General features: G+C 73.1%; 17 protein-coding genes and 1 other RNA gene. 9 read left to right on the forward strand and 9 right to left on the reverse strand.

Going from position 1 to position 21,304, the window contains the following annotated elements; all coding sequences use genetic code 11:
- Nucleotides 1-35 precede the first annotated feature (35 nt).
- The 4 genes from ACH4EB_RS01945 to ACH4EB_RS01960 form a co-directional block, all read right to left on the reverse strand.
- The gene (locus ACH4EB_RS01945) at nucleotides 36-1,022 is read right to left on the reverse strand and encodes a small ribosomal subunit Rsm22 family protein (protein ID WP_398345286.1); all 987 of its coding nucleotides are present in this window, start codon (nucleotides 1,020-1,022) and stop codon (nucleotides 36-38) included.
- 72 nt (nucleotides 1,023-1,094) lie between these two features.
- Entirely contained in the window at nucleotides 1,095-2,240 is a 1,146-nt protein-coding gene (locus ACH4EB_RS01950; protein ID WP_398345726.1) for a serine hydrolase domain-containing protein, read from the reverse strand.
- 56 nt (nucleotides 2,241-2,296) lie between these two features.
- Nucleotides 2,297-3,616, reverse strand: coding sequence for a multidrug effflux MFS transporter (locus ACH4EB_RS01955; protein WP_398345287.1), 1,320 nt, complete (start codon nucleotides 3,614-3,616; stop codon nucleotides 2,297-2,299).
- A gap of 178 nt (nucleotides 3,617-3,794) precedes the next feature.
- Complete coding sequence (locus tag ACH4EB_RS01960; protein ID WP_398345727.1) at nucleotides 3,795-5,399, reverse strand: alkaline phosphatase D family protein; 1,605 nt, start codon at nucleotides 5,397-5,399, stop codon at nucleotides 3,795-3,797.
- Between the two features lie 322 nt (nucleotides 5,400-5,721).
- On the opposite strand from ACH4EB_RS01960, the gene ACH4EB_RS01965 reads away from it, so the two are divergent.
- The 6 genes from ACH4EB_RS01965 to ACH4EB_RS01990 all read left to right on the forward strand — a co-directional run bounded on the left by ACH4EB_RS01965 (nucleotide 5,722) and on the right by ACH4EB_RS01990 (nucleotide 12,695).
- Nucleotides 5,722-6,654, forward strand: coding sequence for a DUF4429 domain-containing protein (locus ACH4EB_RS01965; RefSeq protein WP_398345288.1), 933 nt, complete (start codon nucleotides 5,722-5,724; stop codon nucleotides 6,652-6,654).
- A 47-nt stretch (nucleotides 6,655-6,701) separates the two neighbouring features.
- Nucleotides 6,702-7,526, forward strand: coding sequence for an SDR family oxidoreductase (locus tag ACH4EB_RS01970; protein ID WP_398345289.1), 825 nt, complete (start codon nucleotides 6,702-6,704; stop codon nucleotides 7,524-7,526).
- A gap of 256 nt (nucleotides 7,527-7,782) precedes the next feature.
- Nucleotides 7,783-8,862: a trypsin-like serine peptidase gene (locus tag ACH4EB_RS01975; protein ID WP_398345290.1), complete on the forward strand. Its 1,080-nt coding sequence runs from the start codon at nucleotides 7,783-7,785 to the stop codon at nucleotides 8,860-8,862.
- A 429-nt stretch (nucleotides 8,863-9,291) separates the two neighbouring features.
- A complete protein-coding gene (locus ACH4EB_RS01980; protein ID WP_398345291.1) occupies nucleotides 9,292-10,179 on the forward strand; it encodes an SAM-dependent methyltransferase in 888 nt (295 codons plus the stop codon).
- 54 nt (nucleotides 10,180-10,233) lie between these two features.
- Nucleotides 10,234-12,432, forward strand: a complete 2,199-nt coding sequence (locus tag ACH4EB_RS01985) for an ArnT family glycosyltransferase (RefSeq protein ID WP_398345292.1) — start codon at nucleotides 10,234-10,236, stop codon at nucleotides 12,430-12,432.
- A 185-nt stretch (nucleotides 12,433-12,617) separates the two neighbouring features.
- Nucleotides 12,618-12,695 carry a 50S ribosomal protein bL37 gene (locus ACH4EB_RS01990; RefSeq protein ID WP_370443954.1) on the forward strand — a complete coding sequence of 26 codons (78 nt, stop codon included), beginning with the start codon at nucleotides 12,618-12,620 and terminating at the stop codon, nucleotides 12,693-12,695.
- 135 nt (nucleotides 12,696-12,830) lie between these two features.
- Here ACH4EB_RS01990 and ACH4EB_RS01995 read toward each other — a convergent pair whose 3' ends face one another.
- From ACH4EB_RS01995 to rnpB, 3 genes are all read right to left on the reverse strand, one after another.
- Complete coding sequence (locus ACH4EB_RS01995; protein WP_398345293.1) at nucleotides 12,831-13,331, reverse strand: peptidylprolyl isomerase; 501 nt, start codon at nucleotides 13,329-13,331, stop codon at nucleotides 12,831-12,833.
- Nucleotides 13,332-14,045: 714 nt separating this feature from the next.
- Nucleotides 14,046-14,351: a hypothetical protein gene (locus tag ACH4EB_RS02000; protein ID WP_398345294.1), complete on the reverse strand. Its 306-nt coding sequence runs from the start codon at nucleotides 14,349-14,351 to the stop codon at nucleotides 14,046-14,048.
- A 230-nt stretch (nucleotides 14,352-14,581) separates the two neighbouring features.
- Nucleotides 14,582-14,984, reverse strand: an RNA gene (gene rnpB / locus ACH4EB_RS02005) — RNase P RNA component class A.
- Nucleotides 14,985-15,104: 120 nt separating this feature from the next.
- Between rnpB and ACH4EB_RS02010 the strand changes: the two genes are divergently transcribed.
- The gene (locus ACH4EB_RS02010) at nucleotides 15,105-15,824 is read left to right on the forward strand and encodes a hypothetical protein (RefSeq protein ID WP_398345295.1); all 720 of its coding nucleotides are present in this window, start codon (nucleotides 15,105-15,107) and stop codon (nucleotides 15,822-15,824) included.
- Here ACH4EB_RS02010 and ACH4EB_RS02015 read toward each other — a convergent pair.
- Nucleotides 15,811-17,274 carry an RNB domain-containing ribonuclease gene (locus ACH4EB_RS02015; protein ID WP_398345296.1) on the reverse strand — a complete coding sequence of 488 codons (1,464 nt, stop codon included), beginning with the start codon at nucleotides 17,272-17,274 and terminating at the stop codon, nucleotides 15,811-15,813. The genes ACH4EB_RS02010 and ACH4EB_RS02015 overlap by 14 nt on opposite strands.
- 131 nt (nucleotides 17,275-17,405) lie before the next feature.
- Between ACH4EB_RS02015 and yaaA the strand changes: the two genes are divergently transcribed.
- On the forward strand, nucleotides 17,406-18,203 hold the full coding sequence (yaaA, locus tag ACH4EB_RS02020; protein ID WP_398345297.1) for a peroxide stress protein YaaA: 798 nt from the start codon (nucleotides 17,406-17,408) through the stop codon (nucleotides 18,201-18,203).
- Nucleotides 18,204-18,277: 74 nt separating this feature from the next.
- The gene (locus ACH4EB_RS02025) at nucleotides 18,278-18,931 is read left to right on the forward strand and encodes a bifunctional 4-hydroxy-2-oxoglutarate aldolase/2-dehydro-3-deoxy-phosphogluconate aldolase (RefSeq protein ID WP_398345298.1); all 654 of its coding nucleotides are present in this window, start codon (nucleotides 18,278-18,280) and stop codon (nucleotides 18,929-18,931) included.
- Between the two features lie 187 nt (nucleotides 18,932-19,118).
- Here the strand turns inward: ACH4EB_RS02025 and ACH4EB_RS02030 are convergent, their stop codons facing one another.
- Nucleotides 19,119-21,185, reverse strand: a complete 2,067-nt coding sequence (locus ACH4EB_RS02030; RefSeq protein WP_398345299.1) for an alkyl/aryl-sulfatase — start codon at nucleotides 21,183-21,185, stop codon at nucleotides 19,119-19,121.
- Nucleotides 21,186-21,304 lie beyond the last annotated feature (119 nt).

Here is a 21,304-nt window from a genome sequence, read left to right on the forward strand (position 1 = left end):
GCACCGCGCGCTGCCCTGTCGTGCGCGCGGCGCGGTCAGCCCGAGGGCCGCTCCCAGGCGTCGCCCCACTCGGCGTCACGGGCGGTCTTGTAGCGGTCGCCGTGCCGCTTGGTGACCGTGTCGCGCCGCAGCCCCTCCTCCGTACAGAGGTCCAGCAGGACCTGCCCCTTGCGGAGCTGGGGCTTGCGGACGATCCGCGCCGGGGCAGCGACGGCCGCCGCACCGTCCGCGCCGCCCACCACCGCCGGCCGCACCGCCGCGACATAGCTGAACTTCTCGTCCTCGTACGGCAGCGAGCCGCCCTTGACCTGGCGGTGCAGCGAGGAGCGGGTCACCCGGGCGGCCATGTGGCACCAGTCCTCGCCCGGCGCGATCGGGCACACACCGCTGTGCGGGCACGGGGCGAGGATGCGCAGCCCGGCGTCGGTGAGCTGCTCGCGGGCCTCGCGGATCCGCAGATAGCCGTCCGGGGTGCCGGGTTCGGTCAGTACGACGGCGTCCGCGCGCGCCGCGGCGGCGACGACCGCGCGGCGGTCCTCCGGGCGCAGCTCGCCGAGCACGTACGAGACGGTGACCAGGTTCGTGCCCTCCGGGACCGTCAGGCCCGCGCCGATGACCCGGCGCTGCCAGTCGGTGTCCGGCAGGACGCCGGCGGCCAGCTCGCGACCCAGCTCCAGGGCCGGTTCGGCCCAGTCGTACACGGTCGTGCGGTGTCCGGCCCAGGTGGCCGCGACCGCCCAGGTCGCGGCGCCGGTGCCGCCGCCGATGTCCACGTGGGAGGCGGGCGCCCAGTCCGGCAGCCGCGCCGCGAAGGCGTCCAGGGCGTGCCGTACGGCCTCGAAGGTCGCGGGCATCCGGTACGCGGCGTACGCGGCGACATCCGCGCGGTCCCTGAGGACCGGGGCATCGGTCGGTGTCCGGCCCCGGTAGTTGGCGATCAGCCGGTCGACGGCCCGCGCGGCCTGCGTGGGCGGCAGGCCGTCGAGCAGGCCGGCCAGTGCGGCGCGCAGTTCATCGTGCATTCCGGCCATTTTACGGGGCCGTGGCGGGCACCCGGACCCGTCTCACGGCGGGCCGGGAGGCTCGGTCCCGTCTCACGGCCTGCCGGGGCGCCCCGGCCCGGTCGGAGGCCGCCCCGGGGCCCCGGCTCCGGTTCCCGGTGGTCCGCCTCCGGCCCGTACCGCCCGCGCGAGCCGGGTCGCGGCCGCCGCCCGTGGCGCGCTGCCCGCCGCGCGCCGCCGTGGGTGCACCGTGTTGGCCAGCAGCACCAGGAACGTGTCGGTCGCCCGGTCCAGCACCAGGCTCGTGCCGGTGAAACCGGTGTGCCCGGCCGCGCCGCGCCCCGCCAGCTCGCCCATGAACCACGGCTGGTCCACGCCGAAGCCGAGGCCGGGCGGGTCCAGCAGCAGCGCCACCGACTCCTCGCCCAGGATGCGGGCGTGGCCGTACGCGCCGCCGCCGAGCAGCGTCCGGCACAGCACCGCCAGGTCCTGCGCCGTCGAGAACAGGCCCGCGTGCCCGGCGACGCCGCCCAGCGCCCACGCGTTCTCGTCGTGCACCGCGCCGCGCACCATGCCGCGGTCGGCCTTGGCCCACGGCCGCCGCTGGTCCTCGGTCGCGGCCACCCCCGCCGGGGCCAGCGGCCCGAACGACGTGCTGGTCATGCCCAGCGGGCCGGTGATCCCCCGGGCCACCAGGGCGTCCAGCCGCTGCCCGGTGAGCCGTTCCAGGACGAGCTGGAGGGCGATGAGGTTGAGGTCGGAGTAGCGGTACCCGCTGCCGGGCGGCGCGGCGGGCGCCGCCGCTTCCCGCCACAGCAGCTCCCACTGGGCCGCGCGCCCCCGGCGCTCGTGGAACGGCAGCTCCGGGCGCAGGCCCGAGGTGTGGGTGAGCAGGCTGCGGACCGTGATGCCGGCGGCGAAGCCCGGCAGCCAGCGGCCCGCCGCGGCGTCCAGGTCGAGCAGGCCCCGCTCGGCCTGCTGGACCGCCACGATCGCGGTGCACAGCTTGGTCAGCGAGGCCAGGTCGAAGACCGTGCCGACGCGCATCGGCTCGCGGCGTTCGCGGGGCAGCTCCACCCCGCGGTCGTGTTCGGGGTCGTAGCCCGCGTAGCGCAGCGCCCAGCCGGCCGCCTCCTCGGCGGCGACCACCGGGCCGCGCCCGGCGAGCACCACGGCGCCCGCGCACCAGGGCGCCGGCCCCTCGGTCGCCTCCCGTACCCCGCGGACCAGGCGCCGCATCCAGGCGGGGTCCAGCCCCGCGGCCGCGGGGGTGCCGTGGCGCAGTCTCGGTGCGTTCAGAGCCTGGTCCTCTCGCCGGTCCCGGTGGCGGTCTCCTCCCCACGCTGCCACGGGCGGCACAGTCCCAGGAAGCTCAGCAGCGCCAGTACGCCGCAGGAGAGCTGGACCACCGCCATCGGTACGGCGGTGTGCTCGCCCGCGATGCCGACCAGCGGGGAGGCGACGGACCCCAGGAGGAAGGTGGAGGTGCCCAGCAGCGCCGAGGCGGAGCCCGCCGCGTGCCCGGAGCGCAGCAGTGCCTTGGTGTTCGCCGACGGCATGACCAGGCCCATCGCGGACATCAGGACGAACAGCCCGCCCGCCATCGGCCACAGCCCGACGTCACCGAAGACGCCGCCGGCCATCAGCAGCAGCGCCGTCGCGGCGGCGGTGATCAGGCCCAGGCCGATGCCCAGCACCGCGTCCAGGCTGACCCGGCCGATCAGCACCTTGCCGTTGAGCTGGCCGACCAGGACCAGACCGATGGAGTTGACGCCGAACAGCAGGCTGAAGGTCTGCGGGGAGGCGCCGTAGATCTCCTGGATCACGAACGGCGAGGCGGAGATGTACGCGAACAGCGCGGCGAAGGCGAACGCGCCGACGATCAGATAGCCGGAGAAAGCGCGGTCGGCGAGCAGGGAGCGCATGGTGTGCAGGGCCTCGCCGAGGCCGCCGGAGTGCCGCCGCTCCGGCGGCAGCGTCTCGTGCAGACGGCGCCAGACCAGCAGGGTGAGCAGCACCCCGACCACGGTGAGCACGACGAAGACGCCGCGCCAGTCGGTGAACCGCAGGATCTGCCCGCCGATCAGCGGCGCGACGACGGGGGCGACGCCGGAGATCAGCATCAGGGTGGAGAAGAAGCGGGCCATCGCCACGCCGTCGTACAGGTCACGCACCACGGCCCGCGCGATGACGATGCCGGCCGCGCCCGCCAGTCCCTGGAGCAGGCGGAGGGCGATGAGCAGTTCGGCGTTGGTGGCCAGGGCGCACAGCGCGGTGGCGACGATGTAGACCACCATGCCGACGAGCAGCGGACGGCGCCGGCCCCACTTGTCACTCATCGGCCCGACGACCATCTGTCCCAGGGCCATGCCCGCGAGGCAGGTGGTGAGGGTGAGCTGGACGGTGGCGGCCGGGCTGTGCAGCACCTCGGTGACCTCCGGCAGGGCCGGGAGGTACATGTCCATGGACAGCGGCGGCACCGCGGTCAGGCCGCCGAGGATGAGGGTGACGAGCAGGCTGGTGCGGCGGGACGCGGCGGGCGCCGCCGCCACGTCCCGCTCGGCTATCGGAACGCTGTCCTGGGGCTCCGTCGTTCCGGTGCCGGGGTCCGTCATGAGTGTCTCCATGGATGATTGATGGCTTGACCATGGTGTCATGCACGGAACGGGCTCCGGCGCGCTTTCGGCCAGGACCTTGGACGGGAACCCCGCGACCCGAGGACCGGGGCGCGGGACCTAGGACCGGCGGCGGAGCCCTGGTCCGCGGGCCCGCCCGGCCTCCCGGGTACGGGCCTCAGGCCGGCTTGAGCCCCGGGTCGCCGGCCTCCGACACGAACGACCCCGCCGTGATCACCGGCGCCCCCGGCCTGGTCACCGCCGACACCGTCCGGAAGTCGGCGCGCGCCTTCTCCCGGTCCAGCGTGACGGTCACATAGCCGCGCCGGCCGTTGTAGAACTTCAGGTGCGGGTTGGCCGCCATGTACGTGCCCCAGTTGGCCGGCTTGTCCGCGCCGTCCTCGCCGCTGGCGATCGAGGTGGTCACGAACTCCACACCCGCGGTACGCGACTTCTCGTCCCGGAAGTCCCGCTTGATGTCGAACGCGTAGTGGACGTGCACATCGCCGGTCAGGACGACGAGATTGTCCACGCCCGCCGCCTCCGCCCCCTTCAGCACCCGCTCGCGGGAGGCGGGGTAGCCGTCCCAGGAGTCCATGCTGAGCTTGTAGCCGGGGCCGGTGGCGTTGCGGCGCTCGGAGAAGGTGACCTGCTGCGGCAGCACGTTCCACAGCGCCGACGAGGACCGCCAGCCGTCGATCAGCCAGCGCTCCTGCTGCGCGCCGGTCAGGGTGCGCCCGGGAGCGGTGGATTCGGGGCCCGGCGCGTGCCAGCCGTCGCCGTACGCCTGGTCGGAGCGGTACTGACGGGTGTCGAGCACGTCGAACTGGGCGAGCTGACCGAAGTGCGCGCGCCGGTAGAGCCGGGCATCCGGGCCGTGCGGGCGCTGTGGGCGGCGCAGCGGCTGGTTCTCCCAGTACGCGCGGTAGGCGGCGGCCCGGCGCAGCAGGAACTCGCCCTTGGGCGCGTTGTTCTCGCTGGTCTCGTCGGCGTAGTTGTTCTCGACCTCGTGGTCGTCCCAGGTGACGATGAACGGGTGCGCCGCGTGCGCGGCCTGGAGGTCGGCGTCGGACTTGTAGAGCGCGTACCGCAGCCGGTAGTCCTCCAGAGTCACCGTCTCGCGGTGGAAGCGGGCGGGCAGGTGGCGGTCGGTGTACTTGCGGGCGCCGCCGACGGCGTCCACCGGGTACTCGTACAGGTAGTCGCCGAGGTGGAAGACGACGTCGAGGTCCTCGGCGGCCAGGTGCCGGTGGGCGGTGTAGTAGCCGTCGTGGTATGCCTGGCAGGAGACGACGCCCAAGCGCAGTTCGGCGAGCCGGGCACCGCGCGCGGGGGCGGTGCGGGTACGGCCGACCGGGCTGATCCAGCTTCCGGCCCGGAAGCGGTAGTAGTACACGCGGTCCGGCGCGAGGCCGGTGGCCTCGATGTGCACCGCGTGGTCGAACTCCGGGTGCGCCTCGGCCCGTCCGCGCCCGGCCAGCCGCGTGAACCGCTCGTCGTACGCGACTTCCCAGCGCACCGTGACACGGGCCCGGGGCATGCCGCTGCCCGGTTCGTACGGCTTCGGGGCGAGCCGGGTCCACAGGACGACGGAGCCGGGCAGCGGGTCGCCGGAGGCCACGCCGAGCGTGAAGGGGTTCTCGGTGATCTTCCGGGCGTCGACCTCGGCCGCGGCGTACGCGACGCCGGTGCCCGGCAGGTTGGCCGCGAAGGCCAGCGCCGCGGCGGTCCCGGTGCCGGTGAGGAAGCGGCGCCGGGCGAGGTGGGCGGCGGCGGCCCGCATCTCGTGCGGGTGCGGGGCGCCCTGGGGCCCCTGCTCGGGCCGCGCGTCCTGCTCGTACTGACCTTGACGGGCCATCTGCCCCTCCCTGGACCGGTGTTGTCACCAGCGATTGGAGGGGCGGGCGACGGCATTCCGCTGTCCCACGTTCGACGCACACATGACAACCGGGTGATGTCTGCGCCCGCATCGGACGCCGGCGGACAATCACGGCGGGTCCGGCGCGGAGGAGCCAGTACGGAGGGCCCGGCGCGGCGAGGACCGTCCCGGTCCGCCCGGAAGCGGATTCTTCGCCGCGCCCCGGCGCCTCCGTAGGATTCGGGACATGGCTGAACTGATGGTGCGCGACGGCACATGGTCCTTCGACGGTGACCGGGTGTGGATCGTGCCGGGGCGGGAACGGGGCGTGCACCGGCTGCGACAGGACCTCGGCGAGATCTCCGTACCGCTGGAGGCGCTGGCGGGCATCGCGTACGAACCGGCCCGCAAGGGAGGGCGGTTGCGCCTGCGGCTGCGGGACGGCGCCGACCCGCTGCTGTACGTCACCGGCGGCGGCCTGCCGGACGACGCCAACCCCTACCAGGTGAGCGTGGACCCGGACCGTACCGGCGTCGCCGAGTACTTCGCCGACGAGGTACGCCAGGCCCTGCTGCTCGACCAGGCGGGGACCGGGCCCGCCGACCGCTATCTGCTGCCGGGGCCGGCCGTACCGCTGTCCGCCGCGGGCGTGGACGGCGTGGCGTCCTTCGACGGCGAGCGGGTGCACATCGACTGGCGCTGGACCACCAGCGAGAGCAAGAAGCACGCGGGCGCGCGGGACTTCGCCCTCGCCGACCTGGCCGGGGTCGACTGGCGCCCCGCCTCCGGCCTGGAGTCCGGCTATCTGCGCTTCCGGCCCAAGGGCGTCACGGCGCAGCTCAAGCCGGAGCACGACCCCAACGCCATCGAACTGTGGGGCTTCAAGAAGGAGAGCGGCCGCACGGCGCTCCTCGCGGCGGCGGTCGCGGCCCGGCTGCCGCACCCGTCGGGCGGGTCCGCGCCGACGGCCGTGGGCTCGGTGACCGGGGCACCGGCCGCCCCGGCCCTGGAGAAGACGGCGGGTACGGGCGGTACGGGCCACAGCGGCGGCGAGGGCGCGGACGTCCTGCTGCGCCGACTGCGCGAACTCGGAGAACTCCACCGGGACGGCATCCTGACCGCCGAAGAGTTCGCCGCGGCCAAGGCGGCGGTGCTCAAGGACTTTCACGCGGCCGGCTGAGCGGGGAGGCCGGGCCCGGGGGCGGCCCCGCGCCGTACCCTGCCGCCATGACGACACCCGACACCGGCCCCGCGGCCCCCACCGACGGCCCGCCCGTGCCCCCGCCCACCGCTCTGATCACCGGCGCCGGTTCCGGCATCGGCCGGGCCGTCGCCCTGGCTCTCGCCGGGGCGGGCTGGTCGGTGGCGCTCGCCGGGCGGCGCGCCGACGCCCTGGAGGAGACCGCCCGCCGGATGGAGCGGAGCCCGCACGGCTCCGGCGCCCCCAACGGCCCCGCCGCCCTGTGCGTCCCGGCCGACGTGTCCCGCCCCGACCAGGTGAGCGCCCTCTTCGCCGCCGTACGCGACCGTTTCGGCCGGCTGGACCTGCTCTTCAACAACGCCGGTACGTTCGGCCCGCCCGTACCGCTGGACGAGCTGACGTACGACGACTGGCGCACGGTCGTCGACGTCAACCTCACCGGCGCCTTCCTCTGCGCCCAGGCCGCCTTCCGCGCGATGAAGGAACAGGACCCGCGCGGCGGGCGCATCATCAACAACGGTTCGGTCTCCGCGCACACCCCGCGCCCGCACTCCGTCGCGTACACCGCCACCAAGCACGCGATGACCGGCCTGACCAAGTCGCTGTCCCTGGACGGGCGTCCGTACGACATCGCCTGCGGGCAGATCGACATCGGCAACGCGGCGACCGAGATGACCGGGCGGATGCGGACCGGCATCCTCCAGGCCAACGGCACCACGGCCGTCGAACCGGTGATGGACGCGGCGGACGTGGCCCGCACGGTCCTGCACATGGCGCAGCTCCCACTGACGGCGAACGTGCAGTTCGCGACGGTGATGGCGACGGCCATGCCGTACATCGGCCGCGGCTGACGACCGTCCCGCCGTCCGGTTCCGCCCGCCACCGGCCACCCGGCCGACTCCCGGCCGGTCCCCGACCGCCCCGGCCCCCCAACCGTCCGCCTTCCGGACTTCGGCGCGACGCGCTCCTGACAGACGGCGCGTCCGGTGGCACTCTTCCTGACGCACGTCCATCCGCACCGCTCATCTGCCGGGCTGCGGAACCCGCGGCCACGTAGTCGACGGCCGCGCGGTTCGTCACCCCGCGGCCCCGCAGAAGGAGTCACGCGTGAGACGAATCGTCAGCACCTCCCCCGGCCCCCGTCGGCACGGTGCGTCCCGTGCCGTCGCCGGTGCCCTGACCGCCGCCGGCGCCCTGCTCGTCTCGGCTCTCCAGACCGGCCCGGCGGGCGCGGCCGGCCCGGCGGGCGCGCCCGGTCCGCACGGTCCGGCCGTCACGGGCACCGCCTCCGTGGCCGGCTTCTGGACGGCGGAGCGGATGCGCGCGGCCACTCCGCTGGACCTGCTGCCGGCCGGGACCGACGCTGCGGCGAAACGATCCGGCAACGCGGCGGACCCGGCCGCCGCCCCGGTCCGGCGCGGCGCCGAACGCACCGTACGCCCCACCCGCCCCGCCCCCAGCACGAACACCCCCACCGCCGCCGCCCCCGCACCGGCCCTGAAATCCTTCCCCCAGGCAGGCGCCCCGTGGACCGGCGACGGCGCCGTGGCGAACACCGCGGGACGGGTGTTCTTCACGTACCAGGGCCGTACCGCCTCCTGCTCGGGCAACGCCGTCACCAGCGCGAACAAGAGCACGGTGGTCACCGCCGGGCACTGCGTGAAGCTCAACGGCGCCTGGCACGGCGACTGGGTCTTCGTGCCCGGCTACCACGACGGCCAGGCCCCGTACGGCAAGTGGGCCGCTTCCAAGACCCTCGCCACGCCGCAGTGGACGGCGAGCGAGAACATCAACTACGACATCGGCGCCGCGGTCGTCGCCCCGGTCGGCGGGCAGCGGCTCACCGACGTCGTCGGCGGCCAGGGCCTCGCCTTCAACACCGGCTACAACAAGCCGATGTACGCCTTCGGTTACCCGGCGGCCGCGCCCTACGACGGCAGCAAGCTCATCTACTGCAGCGGCAACACCATCAAGGACCCGCTGTTCTCCACGGACCACGGGATGTCCTGCAACATGACGGGTGGCTCCAGCGGCGGTCCCTGGTTCACCTCGTTCGACGAGGCCAGTGGCACCGGCCTGCAGTCCTCGGTGAACAGCTTCGGCTACACCTTCCTGCCCAACACGCTGTTCGGGCCGTACTTCGGTGATGACGCCGAGAACCTCTACGACGAGGCGCAGTCGAGCTGACGCACCGGCCCCGCCCGGCCCCGGTACGGAACCGGGCCGCCACCGGGCCGGAACCGGACACCGTCCGGAGGGGTGCGCCCACCGGCCACCCCTCCGGACGGCAGACACCGCACGGGGTTGTTCCCCGGAGCTCTCATTTCCGGGGCGGTCCGCCAATTCACGCACAGATTATGGTGCAGCCGGTATACCCGTAGCGTCATTCTCACGCTTTTCATGCCCTTCTCATGGAAAACTCATCGACGCCCGGCCACCGGCCACCATTCCTCTGAAGCAGCACACCCGGGCGGATCTTGAATTCCCTGTCCGATTTCTTTCCGTGCGGAATGAAGAACTCCCACTCCGGGCTTTTCGGTGCTAGCGTCACCGGACAGAAGTGCACTTCATGCTCACTGATTCCTTGCCCGACCATCCGTCGCCGAGGGGACTTCCATGACAGTGACCGACAGCAGTGCGGGCAACGGCCCGGCGCCCGCCCCCGAAGAGGTCGGCGCGATGTACGACCGGTTCGGCGACCTGCTCGCCATGGTGCTCGGCGGCAGCGCCCTGCACGTCGGCATGTTCGTCCCGCACGGCGACCGGCACCGGCCCACCACCCTCCTCGGTCTGGCCGACCTCGCCCAGGACCGGCAGACCGAGTTCCTCGCCGACGTCCTGGCCGACGGCCTCCCGCCGGACGCCCGCCTGCTCGACATCGGCTGCGGCACCGGCGGCCCGGCCATCCACCTGGCCCGGCGCACCGGCGGCCGGGTCACCGGCATCACCGTCAGCAGGGAGCAGCTCGCCCGGTGCGGGGAACGGCTGAGCGCCACGACCGGCCTCGCCGACCGGGTCGACTTCGCGTACGGCAACGTCATGCGGCTCGGTTACCCGGACGACTCCTTCGACGCGGCCTGGTCCATCGACTGCTTCCCGCACCTGTCGGACCGGCCCGCCGGGCTGCGTGAGGCCCGGCGCGTCCTGCGGCCCGGCGGCCGGCTGCTGATGACGGAATTCACCCGGCGCGGCACCGCCGCACCGGCCGAGACGGAGGCGTTCACCCAGTTGTGGACGAGCCCGCCGCCCACCACCTTCGCGACGCTTTCCGGCGAGATCGAGGAATCCGGCTTCCGCGTCGAGCGAATGCAGAACATGACAGCGAACGTCGCACTGTGCGGCGAACTGATGCACGTGCTCTACAAAGAACAGCGCGACGCCATCGAGCAGCGTTTCGGAAAAGAGGCGACCGCCCATACCGACCCGCTGATCGAGCCGTTCCGCACGTTCTGCCAGCACCATGTGGACTATCACCTGCTGCTGCTCAGCAAGCCGGAGAGCTGATCGCCCCGGGCCCGGCAGCCCCGCCCCGCACCGACCCGAGAGCCGACGTCCCCCATGTTCGCCAAATTGCCCTTCGGCCTGCCCGTTTCCCCGCCCCCCGCCGGGTCCGCGCCGTACTCACCCCCCGGCCGGCGCGCCCTCGCCCCCCTGGACGCCGTACCGGACCGCCGACCGCGCCGCCGCTGGGAGCTGTGGCGCTCGCCCGAGGGCCAGCCCCGCTGGGCGCGGCCCGCCCTGCTCGGCGTCGCGGCACTGGCCGCGCTGCTGTACGCGTGGAACATCACCACCAGCGGCCTGGCCCCGTACTACTCCGTGGCCGCGCGCAGCATGACCGAGAGCTGGAAAGCCTTCCTGTTCACCGCCTACGACCCGGCCGCCACGATCACCCTCGACAAGATCGGCGGCTTCCTGTGGCCGCAGGCCCTCTCCGCCCGCCTCTTCGGCTTCCACGCCTGGGCCCTGACCCTGCCGCAGTGCGTCGAGGGCGTCATCTCCGTCCTGGTCATGTACCGCGTCGTACGCCGCTGGCAGGGCCCGGCAGCCGGACTCCTGGCCGCCGGGCTGCTCACCCTCACCCCGGTCACCGCCGCCATGTTCGGCCACGCCATCCCCGACGCGGCCCTGATCATGTGCCTGCTGCTGGCCGTCGACCGGTTCCAACACGCCGTGTGCGGGGCCCGGTTGCGTTCGCTGGTGTGGGCCGGTGTCTGGGTGGGACTGGCCTTCCAGGCCAAGATGATGCAGGCGTGGCTCGTCGTGCCCGCCCTCGCCGTCGCCTACCTCGTCACCGCCCCCGTCACGGCGCGCGCCCGGATCGGCCACGTACTGACCGCCGGGGCCGTACTGTTCGCGGTGTCGTTCTCGTGGGTGCTGATGATGACGTTCACACCGAAGGATGTCCGCCCGTACGCGGACGGCTCGACGAACAACAGTGCGCTGTCGATGGTCTTCGCGTACAACGGGTTCAGCCGGCCGGCGGACAGCGGGCCGGGCGGGCCTGGAGGGGCGGGCGGTCCTGGAGGGCCGGGCCATGGCCAGGCAGCGGGCGGACCCGGCTCAGGCCGTACGGCAACCACCCCGCCCGCCGACACGAAGCCCCCCGGCACGAACCCCGTCGCCACCAAACCCACCGACACCGGAACCACCGGCTCCACGCCCACCGGCCCCGACCCCGCCCGCAAAATGGTCAGTCTGGGCAGCGAGAAGAACACCTGGTACAAGCTGCTCACCTCCCGCTTCACCTCCCAGATCGGCTGGCTCTACCCGCTCGCCCTGATCGGCCTGGCGCACGGCCTGGTGCTGCGCGGCAGGCGCCCCCGTACGGACCGACGGCGCGGCGGCTACCTGCTGTGGGGCACCTGGCTGCTGACCACGGCCGCCGTCCTGAGCGTGGTCGACATCCCGCACACCGCGTACGTGGCGGGCCTGGCCCCCGCGCTGGCCGCACTGGCCGCCGCCGGAACCGTCGCCCTGTGGCGGGTCCACCGCGCCGCCACCGACGGCCCGGAGCGCCGGCTCCTCCCCCTGGCCGTCGCCGCCCAGACCGCCTGGGTGTGCTCCGTCGCCGCCGACCACGCCGATTTCGCCCCTTGGCTCGTCCCCGTGGTCATCACGGCGGCGCTCGTCGCCATCGCGAGCCTCCTGACGTACGGCCGCGCCACCGGCCGCCGCCTGCGCCCCGTCGCCCTGACCGCTCTGGCCGCCACCTGCGTCGCCCTGTTCGCCGCCCCGGCGGCGTGGTCGCTGTCCGTACTGGACCAGCGGTACGCGGGCTCGTCCTTCGAGGCACACGCCGGGCCGGGCGGCCAGAACGCCACGGCCGGCGCACCGGGCAGCGCGGTCTACGGGGGCGCGGGCGGCGCCTCGTACGACATGTCACCGGCCCCGCTGACCGCCGCCCAGAAACGCCTGCTGGACTACGTACGCCGGCACAACGGCAACGCCGCGTACACCCTCTCCGCCGACGGCGGCTGGGCCCGCTCCCGGGCCATCACCCACACCGGCCTGCCGATCCTGCCGCTCGGCGGCTTCGCCGGAATGGCCACGTCGTTCACCCTCGCCGAGTACCGGCACCTCGTCGCCTCGGGCCAACTGCGCTTCGCCCTGCTCGGCCCCGCCACGCCCGCGGGCGTGGCCCCCTCCGAAACGGCGAGGATCAACGCCTGGGTCCGCGCCACCTGTACCGAGGTCGGCCCGAAGGCGTACACCGCGGACCCCTCGGTCCCGGACCCCCTCTACAACTGCACTCCCTGAGCCCCTCCCTCTCCTCTCCCCCCGTACCCTCCCACCCCTCCCCTCGTTCTCCGTGATGTGTCTCACGAGGTGTGTTGTGTCCCGTGAGGCGGGTATCCGGCCCCGAGGCTGCGGAGCAGGACACCGCTGTGAAATGGTAGAAATGCGGAGGAAAGCTCCCCAAAGCCCCACGGAGAGGAGACGCCATGTCGTCGAAGCGACGCCGTAAGAAGAAGGCACGCCGCAAGAACGGTGCCAACCACGGCAGCCGCCCCCAGTCCTGAGCGGCAGCGCCCGCCGGACGCCGCCCGCGGCGCCCCCGCCCGGCCATGCCGGGCATTCGGAGACTTTGCGGCTCCACGCGAAGACCCCCGGGACACCGTCCCGGGGGTCTTCGCTCGTATCGGCGCGGTGCCGCGTTACGCGGCGTCCACCACGCCCGAGGCCTGCACCTCGATCTTCGCGGAGGTGGCACCGGAGCGCGAGCCCAGCCCCTCGATCTTCTTCACCAGGTCCGAACCCTCGACGACCTCGCCGAAGACCACGTGCGCCCCGTCCAGCCACGGCGTGGCCACCGTCGTGATGAAGAACTGCGAGCCGTTGGTGTTACGGCCGGCGTTCGCCATGGACAGCAGGAACGGACGGTCGTGCTTCAGCTCGAAGTTCTCGTCCGCGAACCGGTCACCGTAGATGCTCTTGCCGCCGGTGCCGTTGCGACGGGTGAAGTCGCCGCCCTGCAGCATGAACTCCGGGATGACCCGGTGGAAGGGCGAGCCCGCGTAACCGAAGCCGTGCTCACCGGTGGCCAGCTCCCGGAAGTTGCGCGCGGTCTTGGGCACGACGTCGTCGTACAGCTTGAAGACGATGCGGCCCGCGGAGGCGCCGTCGATGGTGATATCGAAAAATACGTTGGAAGTCATGGAACCCATCCTTCCACCTCCCCGGCCCCCTCCCGCGCAGCAGGTCAACGTCGCTGGTCAACGTCGTCCGTCAGCCGTTTGTCCGGCCCGCGTGGGGTTGAGCACGCCTGTGCAGGCCCAGCCGGGCGCTCCCCGGAGCGCCGGGAAGCGGACGGCCCGATGCCGGGAAGGGCCCCTGCGGCCCGGGTGGCCATCGGCACGCTCAGCACGGGGAAGGGTGCCGATGGGGCCGCGGCCTGCCGGTGCCAGGTGGCCGGGGTGGCCTTGACGTAGCCGAACTCCCGGAAGTTGGGCAGGCCGGTGTTGAACATCTGGAGCCATCCCTCGCCGCCGACCGAGTAGGTGACGCAGTTCCGGGTGGGCCAGGTAGTACGGCTTGCCGGACACGACGGGGTCCGCCGCCGGTGCCGCGGCGCTCGCGCTTGGAGCGGCGCGGGTCATCATCACGGCGAGACAGCCGGCTCCCGCAGCGGCCGCGGTGCGGGCGGGACGGCGGAGTAACGCGCGCATCACGATCTTCTCCTCCCATGGAGACGGGGTATGCCGATCTTCGACGTGAAGATCGGGCCGCCGTCGCCACAGGAGCCCTGAACAGGAGGTTTCCACTGCCAGTAACGACTCGAACACGAAGAGTGCCGTTCGAATCTGCATGCGGATGACTGGCGCGGGCAACTCGCCCCGGCCGGGCCGGCCCATGAGGACCACCGCGCTCGCCTAGCTCCAGTCCACGGTTCCGGATTGGACGATGCGGCCGAGGAAGTCACTGTCGGCGATGTCGGTGCCGCCGCACTGGTCGACCGATCCGCCGAAGGAAATGCCGACGAGGAGACCGGTACCGGTTCCGGCGCCGTGGGCGGTGGCACCGGCGGCATGGGGCGACGCGCCCTGGGCGCAACGATTGCCGAACGCCGGAGACAGGAATGCCCCGACACCTCCTGCGGAGGCGGGTGCGGCAGCGGCGAGAGTCTGTGCGCATACAGCGGCGACGACACCCAGGACGGCGCCGATCCGAAAAGTCATGACAGACAGCGAACGACTGACCCATGGTTTGGGTCACCGCCACGCCGGCCGGTACACCGGCACCGCCGTCCAGCAGGACCAGGCGGACGGTCGTGGGCATGGAGGGCGGGCCCGGGTGGACGATCGGCGTATGGCCTGGACCGCGGCAGGCCATGGAAGGCGTCGGAGACAAGCGAAAGGCGGCCCGGGCGCAGGTCAGCCCGCCCGCCTGCCGGAGCGGGGAAGTGAGGCGGACGAGTCGGCCTGTACGCCGGGTTCTGTCGCCGGCGGGCCTTGCGGCCCGTCGGGAGACGGCCATCCATCTAGGGCTGCCGTTGCCGGCAGCCTCGTGCGGTCTACCCGCGGACTCGGGCGGGCAGCCCTCGGTCGTCCGCGCAGGGCCGTCAGCCGACGGCCCCTCTTGACCTTGCTCCGGGTGGGGTTTACCTAGCCCCCCGAGTCACCTCGGAGGCTGGTGGTCTCTTACACCACCGTTTCACCCTTACCGGCGCCTCGCGGCACCGGCGGTCTGTTTTCTGTGGCACTGTCCCGCGGGTCACCCCGGGTGGGCGTTACCCACCACCCTGCCCTGTGGAGCCCGGACGTTCCTCGGGAGGATCTCGATGACCCCCACGCGGCCGTCCGGCCGGCTCGTCCGCCGTGCGGACCATGGTACCTGCCTGCCGACCGGGGCTTGACCTTGTCGCTGCGGCAACGTTTTTACTGTGAACCGTGAGGAGACCGCTGGGGAAGAACTGCCGGAAGGGGAGTGCCGTGGGGGGCTCGGGGAGTGTGGGGAAGGGGCGGCTGCTGCTGGCCTACGAGGGGCGGTGGATGGCCGGCCTGGGGTTGTGGGTGGCGCGGCGGCGGCATGGTGTGGGGGCCGGGGAGCGGCCGCTCGGGTACGCGCGGGCGCAGGCGCCGATGATGTACGGGTTCGCGTTCGTGTGCGTGGTGGAGACGGTCGGCCTCGGGTTCCTGCTCGCGGACCATCCGGTCGTGCACTGGGTCATGTTGGTGCTGGACGTCTACACGGTGGCCATGGTGCTGGGCTTCCAGGCCGCCGCCGTGACCCGGCCGCACGTCGTGGGGCCCGGCGGGCTGCGCGTACGCAGCGGTGCCCGGATGGACGTGTGGATACCGCTGGAGCGGATCGCGTCCGTCCGTTACGACCTGCGCTTCCCGAAGACGGAGCCGGCCGGGCGGCTGGCCGTGGAGCGGGACGGGGTGCTGGAGCTGCCGGTGGCGGCGCAGACCTGCGTGAGCGTCGAGCTGACCGAGCCGGTCACCGCCGTGAAGCTGCTGGGCCAGCGGGTGGCGGCCCGTACCGTCCGGTTCCACGCGGACGAGGGCCGGGCCGCGGTCGCCGCCATCAGGGAGCGGTTGGCCGCGCGGGAATCGGCCGCGGAGCAGCCGGTCGCGGGACAGTCAGTCGTGGGGCAGTCGATCGCGGGGCAGCCGGTCGCGGGGAAGGGCGCTGCTACGCCGGTGTGAAGCGGACGGGGGCGACGCCGGGGGCGGCCTCGGTGAGGCGGACTCGTAGGCGCCGGCCCAGCGGCAGGTCCGGGACCTGCTCGCCGCCGTCGACGCGGCCGATGACCGCCGGGTCGTCCAGGTGCACCGTGCCCCGGTCCGGCCGCTCGTCCTGGACGTCGACCACGTACCCGTCGAAGATCTCGCCGAGCCGGTCCTGCATCAGGGCCGCCTCGATCAGGTCGACGCACTCCCGCTCGACCTGACCGGCCCGGCGGCTGCCCTCCGCCATTTCGCCGGGGAGGCCGGACAGTGCCGTACGGGCCCAGTCCGGCGCTTCCCGGCCGGCCGCCGCGGCCAGGCACAGCTCGGCGCCGTAGCGGTCGGCGAGGCGGCGCAGGGGCGCGGTGACGTGGGCGTACGGGGCGGCCACGGCAGCGTGCCGGGCGTGTGCCGGGACCGGCGGGTCGCCGTCGAAGACGGTGTAGCCGGCGCCGCGCAGCAGGGCCGTGCAGTCCTGGAGGAAGGCGGCGTGCGTGGTGCGGGAGGGGTCGAGGGTGCGGATGAGGGCGGCGTACGAGGTGTGGGGCGGCCAGTCGACGCCGAGGGCGCGGGCGGTGCGGCGCAGGCGGGCGACCGCGCCGTCCGGGGCGGCGGGCAGCGTACGCAGCACGCCGGTGCCGGAGGCGAGCATCAGCTCGGCCGCGGCCATGCCGGTGAGCAGGGAGATCTGGGCGTTCCAGGCGTCGGCGGGGCGGGGCGCGCGGTAGGCCAGGGCGTAGCCGTCCGGGTGCTCGATGATCTCTTGCTCGGGGACGTTGAGGGAGATGCCGCCGCGGGCGACCTCCAGGTCCTCGCGGAGGCGGCCGATGTCGCGCAGGAGGGCGAGCGGTTCCTCGGCGGCGCCGGAGTCGATGGCGCGCTGTACGCCTTCGTAGTCCAGCCGGGCCCGCGAGCGGACGAGGGCCCGGCGGACGTCCGTGGAGCGCAGCGCGCCGTCCGCGTCGAGGTCGAGCCGCCACAGGACGGCGGGGCGGTCCTCGTCGGGGAGCAGGCTGGCGGCGCCCTCGCCGAGGACGGGCGGGTGCAGCGGGACGTGTCCGTCGGGGAAGTAGAGGGTTGTCACGCGGCGGTGCGCCTCGGCGTCCAGGGCACCGCCGGGGGTGACGAAGGAGGCCACGTCGGCGATGGCGTAGTCGACGCGGAAGCCGCCGCCGGGGCGCCGGGACAGGTACATCGCCTGGTCGAGGTCCATCGAGCCGGGCGGGTCGACGGTGAACAGCGGGATGTCGGTCGCGTCGGTGGCGGCCGTGTCGGCGGGCGGGTGCGGCCAGCGCGCGGCGCTGTCCGCCTCGGCCTGCGCGGAGGGCGGGAACACCTGCGGGATGTCCAGCCGCGCCCGCAGCTCCCGCAGCGCGGTACGCACGGGCGCCTCGGCTGCGGCGGTCACGCGGAGGTGGCGGCGGGGCATGTTTTTGAGCGTAGGGGGCTTACGGGGCGGGGGCACGTCAGGGACGGGAGGGGCGGGGTCGCTGTGCGGGGCCGGCTCTCCCCGAACCGTAAAGTGGCGGAGCCAGTGCACAGGAGGCTGAGGAGAAGCGCGTGCTCGTGTTGTTGCCGCCGTCCGAAGGGAAGGCCGCGTCCGGGGGCGGAAAGCCGTTGGACCTGGGCTCGCTGTCGTTGCCCGGGCTGGGCCCGGCGCGGGAGGCGGTGCTCGAAGAGTTGGTCGGGCTGTGCGCGGCGGACGAGACGAAGGCGCAGGAGGTCCTCGGGCTGAGCGACGGCCTCAAGGGCGAGGTCGCGAAGAACGCCGGGCTGTGCGAGGCCGGTACGCGGCCGGCCGGGGAGATCTACACCGGCGTGCTGTACGACGCGCTGGGGCTCGCCACGCTGGACGCGAAGGCGCGGCGCCTGGCCGGGTCGTCGCTGCTGGTGTTCTCGGGCCTGTGGGGCGCGGTGCGGGTCGGCGACCGGATTCCGTCGTACCGCTGCTCGATGGGGGTCAGGCTGCCGGGGCTGGGTGCCCTGGGCGCGTACTGGCGTACGCCGATGGCCGAGGTGCTGCCGGAGGCCGCCGGGAACGGGCTGGTCCTCGACCTGCGATCGGCGGCGTATGCGACGGCCTGGAAGCCGAAGGGCGAGGTCGCGGGCCGTACGGCGACGGTACGGGTGCTCCAGTCGAAGATCGTGGACGGGGTGGAGAAGCGGTCGGTGGTCAGCCACTTCAACAAGGCGACGAAGGGGCGGCTGGTACGTGACCTGCTGACGGCGGGGCGCGCGCCGGAGGGGCCCGCGGAGCTGGTGGAGGCGCTGGGCGACCTCGGGTACGCGGTGGAGGCCGAGGCGCCCGCGAAGGCGGGCAAGGCGTGGGCGATCGATGTGGTGGTGCAGGAGTTGTAGGGGCGCGGCATCGCCATACAGTCGCGTTGCAGCATCCGCAACGATCATTGCGGATGCTGCCGCATCGGCGCACTATGGGCACCGTGACCGACGCTGCCCCCACTCCCGCCGCCCCGTCCTCCGTGCTGGGCCTCGCCCCCGTGATCCCGGTCGTGGTCCTCGACGACGCGGCCGACGCCGTCCCGCTCGCCCGCGCGCTCGTGTCGGGCGGACTGCCCGCCATCGAGGTGACGCTGCGCACATCCGCCGCGCCGCAGGCGATACGGGCCATCGCCGACGCGGTCCCGGAGGCGGTCGTCGGCGCGGGCACGGTCCTGACCCCCGAGCACGTGGACACGGCGGTCGCGGCGGGTGCCCGCTTCCTGGTGAGTCCGGGGTGGTCGCCGCGGCTGCTGGCCGCGCTGAAGTCCTGCGGCCTGCCGTTCCTGCCGGGCGTCTCGACGGCGTCGGAGGTGGTGACACTGCTGGACGAGGGCGTGACGGAAATGAAGTTCTTCCCGGCGGAGGCCGCGGGCGGCACGGCGTACCTGAAGTCGCTCGCCTCCCCGCTCCCCCACGCCCGGTTCTGCCCGACCGGCGGCATCGGCCTGGCCTCGGCCCCCGACTACCTGGCGCTGCCGAACGTGGGCTGTGTGGGCGGCACATGGATGCTGCCGGCGGACGCGCTGCGCGCCAAGGACTGGGGACGGGTGGAGCAACTGGCCCGCGAGGCGGCGGCGTTGCGCTGAGGGGCCGCACCGGAGAACCTCACCTGGGCGCCGCACCGAGGCACCGTACCTGCGGCGTCGCCCCGAGGCACCGTACCTGCGGCGCCACACCGAAGGACCGTACCGAGGAGCCGCCCGGCGGACGGGACGCGGACCGGCGGGAGTACGGATCGGCGTGCGCACCCCGACCGGCCCGGCCCGCCCGGCGTTACGCCGGGCGCTCCCGCCGCGGGGTCACGATCGGGAACGACGGGTCCGGCGCCGTCAGGTAGCCGAAGACGGTGTCCGCCGCCGCCTGGTCGTCGACGCGGACGGTGCCGTCCTTGACCGCCGCGTCGAAGTTCCGCTGGAAGAGCGGGCCCTCCAGGGCGAGCGCGTCGAAGGCCGCCCTGGTCAGCACGATGGTGGCCTGCGGCTTGCCCGCGTAGAGGTCCTCACCCGCCACGTACACCAGGACGCCGTTGCGCAGGGTGGTGGTGCACTCCTGCCCGGTGTCCGTGAAGCTCCAGCGCAGCACGATCGCGGCACGCTGTTCCCGCGCCGCCCGCGGCCCGTCCACGCTGCGGGCCATCGCGGCGAAGACCTGGTCCAGGGTCATGCTGCGGACCAGGTCCGGCGCGCCCTTGCCGGTGGGCTTCTGCGGGCCGTTGCGCAGTTCCTCCGCGCCGGTCAGGAAGAAGTTGCGCCACGGGCCGTTCTCCGCGCCGTAGCCGAGCTGGGTGAAGGTCTTGGCCTGGAGCGCCTTGGCGTCCTGGACCGCCTGTTCGGAGACGGTGGCGGGGTCGGCGAAGATGACGTGGTTGAGGAGTTCGACGACCCAGCGGTACGCGTCCGGGTCGCCGTCGTGGCGGTCGTACGTCTCCTGGGCCTGTCGTATGACGTTCTCGGCGCCGCCCATCGCGGCCACATAGCGGGTGCCGGCCTCGGTCGGCGGCAGATTCCACAGGTGGGCCGGATTTCCGTCGAACCAGCCCATGTAGCGCTGGTACACCGCTTTGAGGTTGTGGCTGAGCGAGCCGTAGTAGCCCTGGTTGTACCAGTGGTCGGCGAGGCCGGGCGGCAGGTGCCGCAATTCCTCGGCGATCTGGATTCCGGTATATCCCCGGTTGACGAGCCGCAGCGTCTGGTCGTTGAGGTACGCGTACATGTCCCGCTGATCGCTCAGGAATTCAAGGATTTTCTCCTTGCCCCAGCGCGGCCAGTGGTGCGAGGCGAATTCCACATCGGTGTGCTCGCCGAAGGTCTGGATCGCGTCGGTGAGGTAGGCCGCCCAGGCGTGCGCGTCCCGCACCTGGGCGCCGCGCAGGCTGACGATGTTGTGCTGATTGTGGGTGGCGTTCTCCGCCATGCACAGGGTGCGCAGCTCGGGGAGGTAGATGTTCATCTCCGCGGGCGCCTCGGTACCGGGCGTGAGCTGGAAGAGCAGCCGTACGCCGTCGATGACGCGGCGGTGCAGCCCCTCCCGCCACGGGATGACGTCGGCGGGCGACCAGTCGTCGCTGGTGACGGCGCGGGTGGCGCCGATGCTGTCGGTCGGCGGCAGCAGGGTGATCTCGCCGGTGGAGACGGTCAGCCCCAGGCCGGTACCGACCTGCGCGTACGGGGACTTGTCGAGCGCCGCCGCGTACATGTACTCGGCGCGGCGCGCCATGGCCGGGCCCGCGTAGACGTTCTCGCTGACGGCGTGCTCCAGGAATCCGTCGGGCGCGATGACCGGCAGTCCGGCGGGTACCTCGTCGCCGCGCTCCGCGAACAGGCCGCGGGCGCCGCCGAAGTGGTCGACGTGGCTGTGGGTGTAGATCAGCGCGGTGACCGGGTTCCGGTTGCCGGTGGTGTCGCGGTACAGCCTGAGAGCGGCCTGCGCGGTCTCGTAGCAGGCCAGCGGGTCGATGACGATGATCCCACGGTCGCCCTCGATGATCGTCATGTTGGACAGGTCGTAGCCGCGCACCTGGTAGACGGCCCGGTTCTCGGCCGCGGTGACCTGGTACAGGCCGGCCTGAGCGGTCAGCTTGCCCTGGCGCCACAGGCTCGGGTTGACCGTGGGCGGCGCCTGCTCGTCGCTGGTGAGGAAGTCGTACGTCGCGAAGTTCCAGACCGCCTTGTCGCGGTCCGTGCGGGAGACGATGACGGGCACGTCCGGTGGCGCGAGCAGCCCCCGGCTCGCGTCCTCGAAGTCCTGCGAATCGCCCGTCGGCATGCGTTCCGCGGCCTTCCGGTTGGCTTCCCGCACGGTCGGGGAAACCTCGACGGGCTCGGTGTACTCGCTCGGCATACCAACCTCCGTACAGGCATGCGAAATACACGCATGCGGCGGGGAAAAGGGCGCTGACCGCGCCCTGGTGTGCGAGCGACGCTATGAAAGAGATGTGCGGGGTACAAGGAACCAATCAA

This window comes from Streptomyces sp. NPDC018045 (assembly GCF_044327445.1).
Lineage (GTDB): Bacteria > Actinomycetota > Actinomycetes > Streptomycetales > Streptomycetaceae > Streptomyces.

Coding starts and splice junctions, on each gene's coding strand:
- ACH4EB_RS01980 (WP_398345291.1), top strand. CDS start 9,292: ATGACAGTGACCGACAGCAGTGCGGGCAACGGCCCGGCGCCCGCCCCC.
- ACH4EB_RS01960 (WP_398345727.1), bottom strand. CDS start 5,399: ATGCGGGCCGCCGCCGCCCACCTCGCCCGGCGCCGCTTCCTCACCGGC.
- ACH4EB_RS01995 (WP_398345293.1), bottom strand. CDS start 13,331: ATGACTTCCAACGTATTTTTCGATATCACCATCGACGGCGCCTCCGCG.
- ACH4EB_RS01965 (WP_398345288.1), top strand. CDS start 5,722: ATGGCTGAACTGATGGTGCGCGACGGCACATGGTCCTTCGACGGTGAC.
- ACH4EB_RS02000 (WP_398345294.1), bottom strand. CDS start 14,351: ATGACTTTTCGGATCGGCGCCGTCCTGGGTGTCGTCGCCGCTGTATGC.
- ACH4EB_RS01985 (WP_398345292.1), top strand. CDS start 10,234: ATGTTCGCCAAATTGCCCTTCGGCCTGCCCGTTTCCCCGCCCCCCGCC.
- ACH4EB_RS02030 (WP_398345299.1), bottom strand. CDS start 21,185: ATGCCGAGCGAGTACACCGAGCCCGTCGAGGTTTCCCCGACCGTGCGG.
- ACH4EB_RS02015 (WP_398345296.1), bottom strand. CDS start 17,274: ATGCCCCGCCGCCACCTCCGCGTGACCGCCGCAGCCGAGGCGCCCGTG.
- ACH4EB_RS01990 (WP_370443954.1), top strand. CDS start 12,618: ATGTCGTCGAAGCGACGCCGTAAGAAGAAGGCACGCCGCAAGAACGGT.
- ACH4EB_RS01950 (WP_398345726.1), bottom strand. CDS start 2,240: ATGCGGCGCCTGGTCCGCGGGGTACGGGAGGCGACCGAGGGGCCGGCG.
- ACH4EB_RS01970 (WP_398345289.1), top strand. CDS start 6,702: ATGACGACACCCGACACCGGCCCCGCGGCCCCCACCGACGGCCCGCCC.
- ACH4EB_RS02025 (WP_398345298.1), top strand. CDS start 18,278: ATGGGCACCGTGACCGACGCTGCCCCCACTCCCGCCGCCCCGTCCTCC.
- ACH4EB_RS01955 (WP_398345287.1), bottom strand. CDS start 3,616: ATGACGGACCCCGGCACCGGAACGACGGAGCCCCAGGACAGCGTTCCG.
- ACH4EB_RS01945 (WP_398345286.1), bottom strand. CDS start 1,022: ATGCACGATGAACTGCGCGCCGCACTGGCCGGCCTGCTCGACGGCCTG.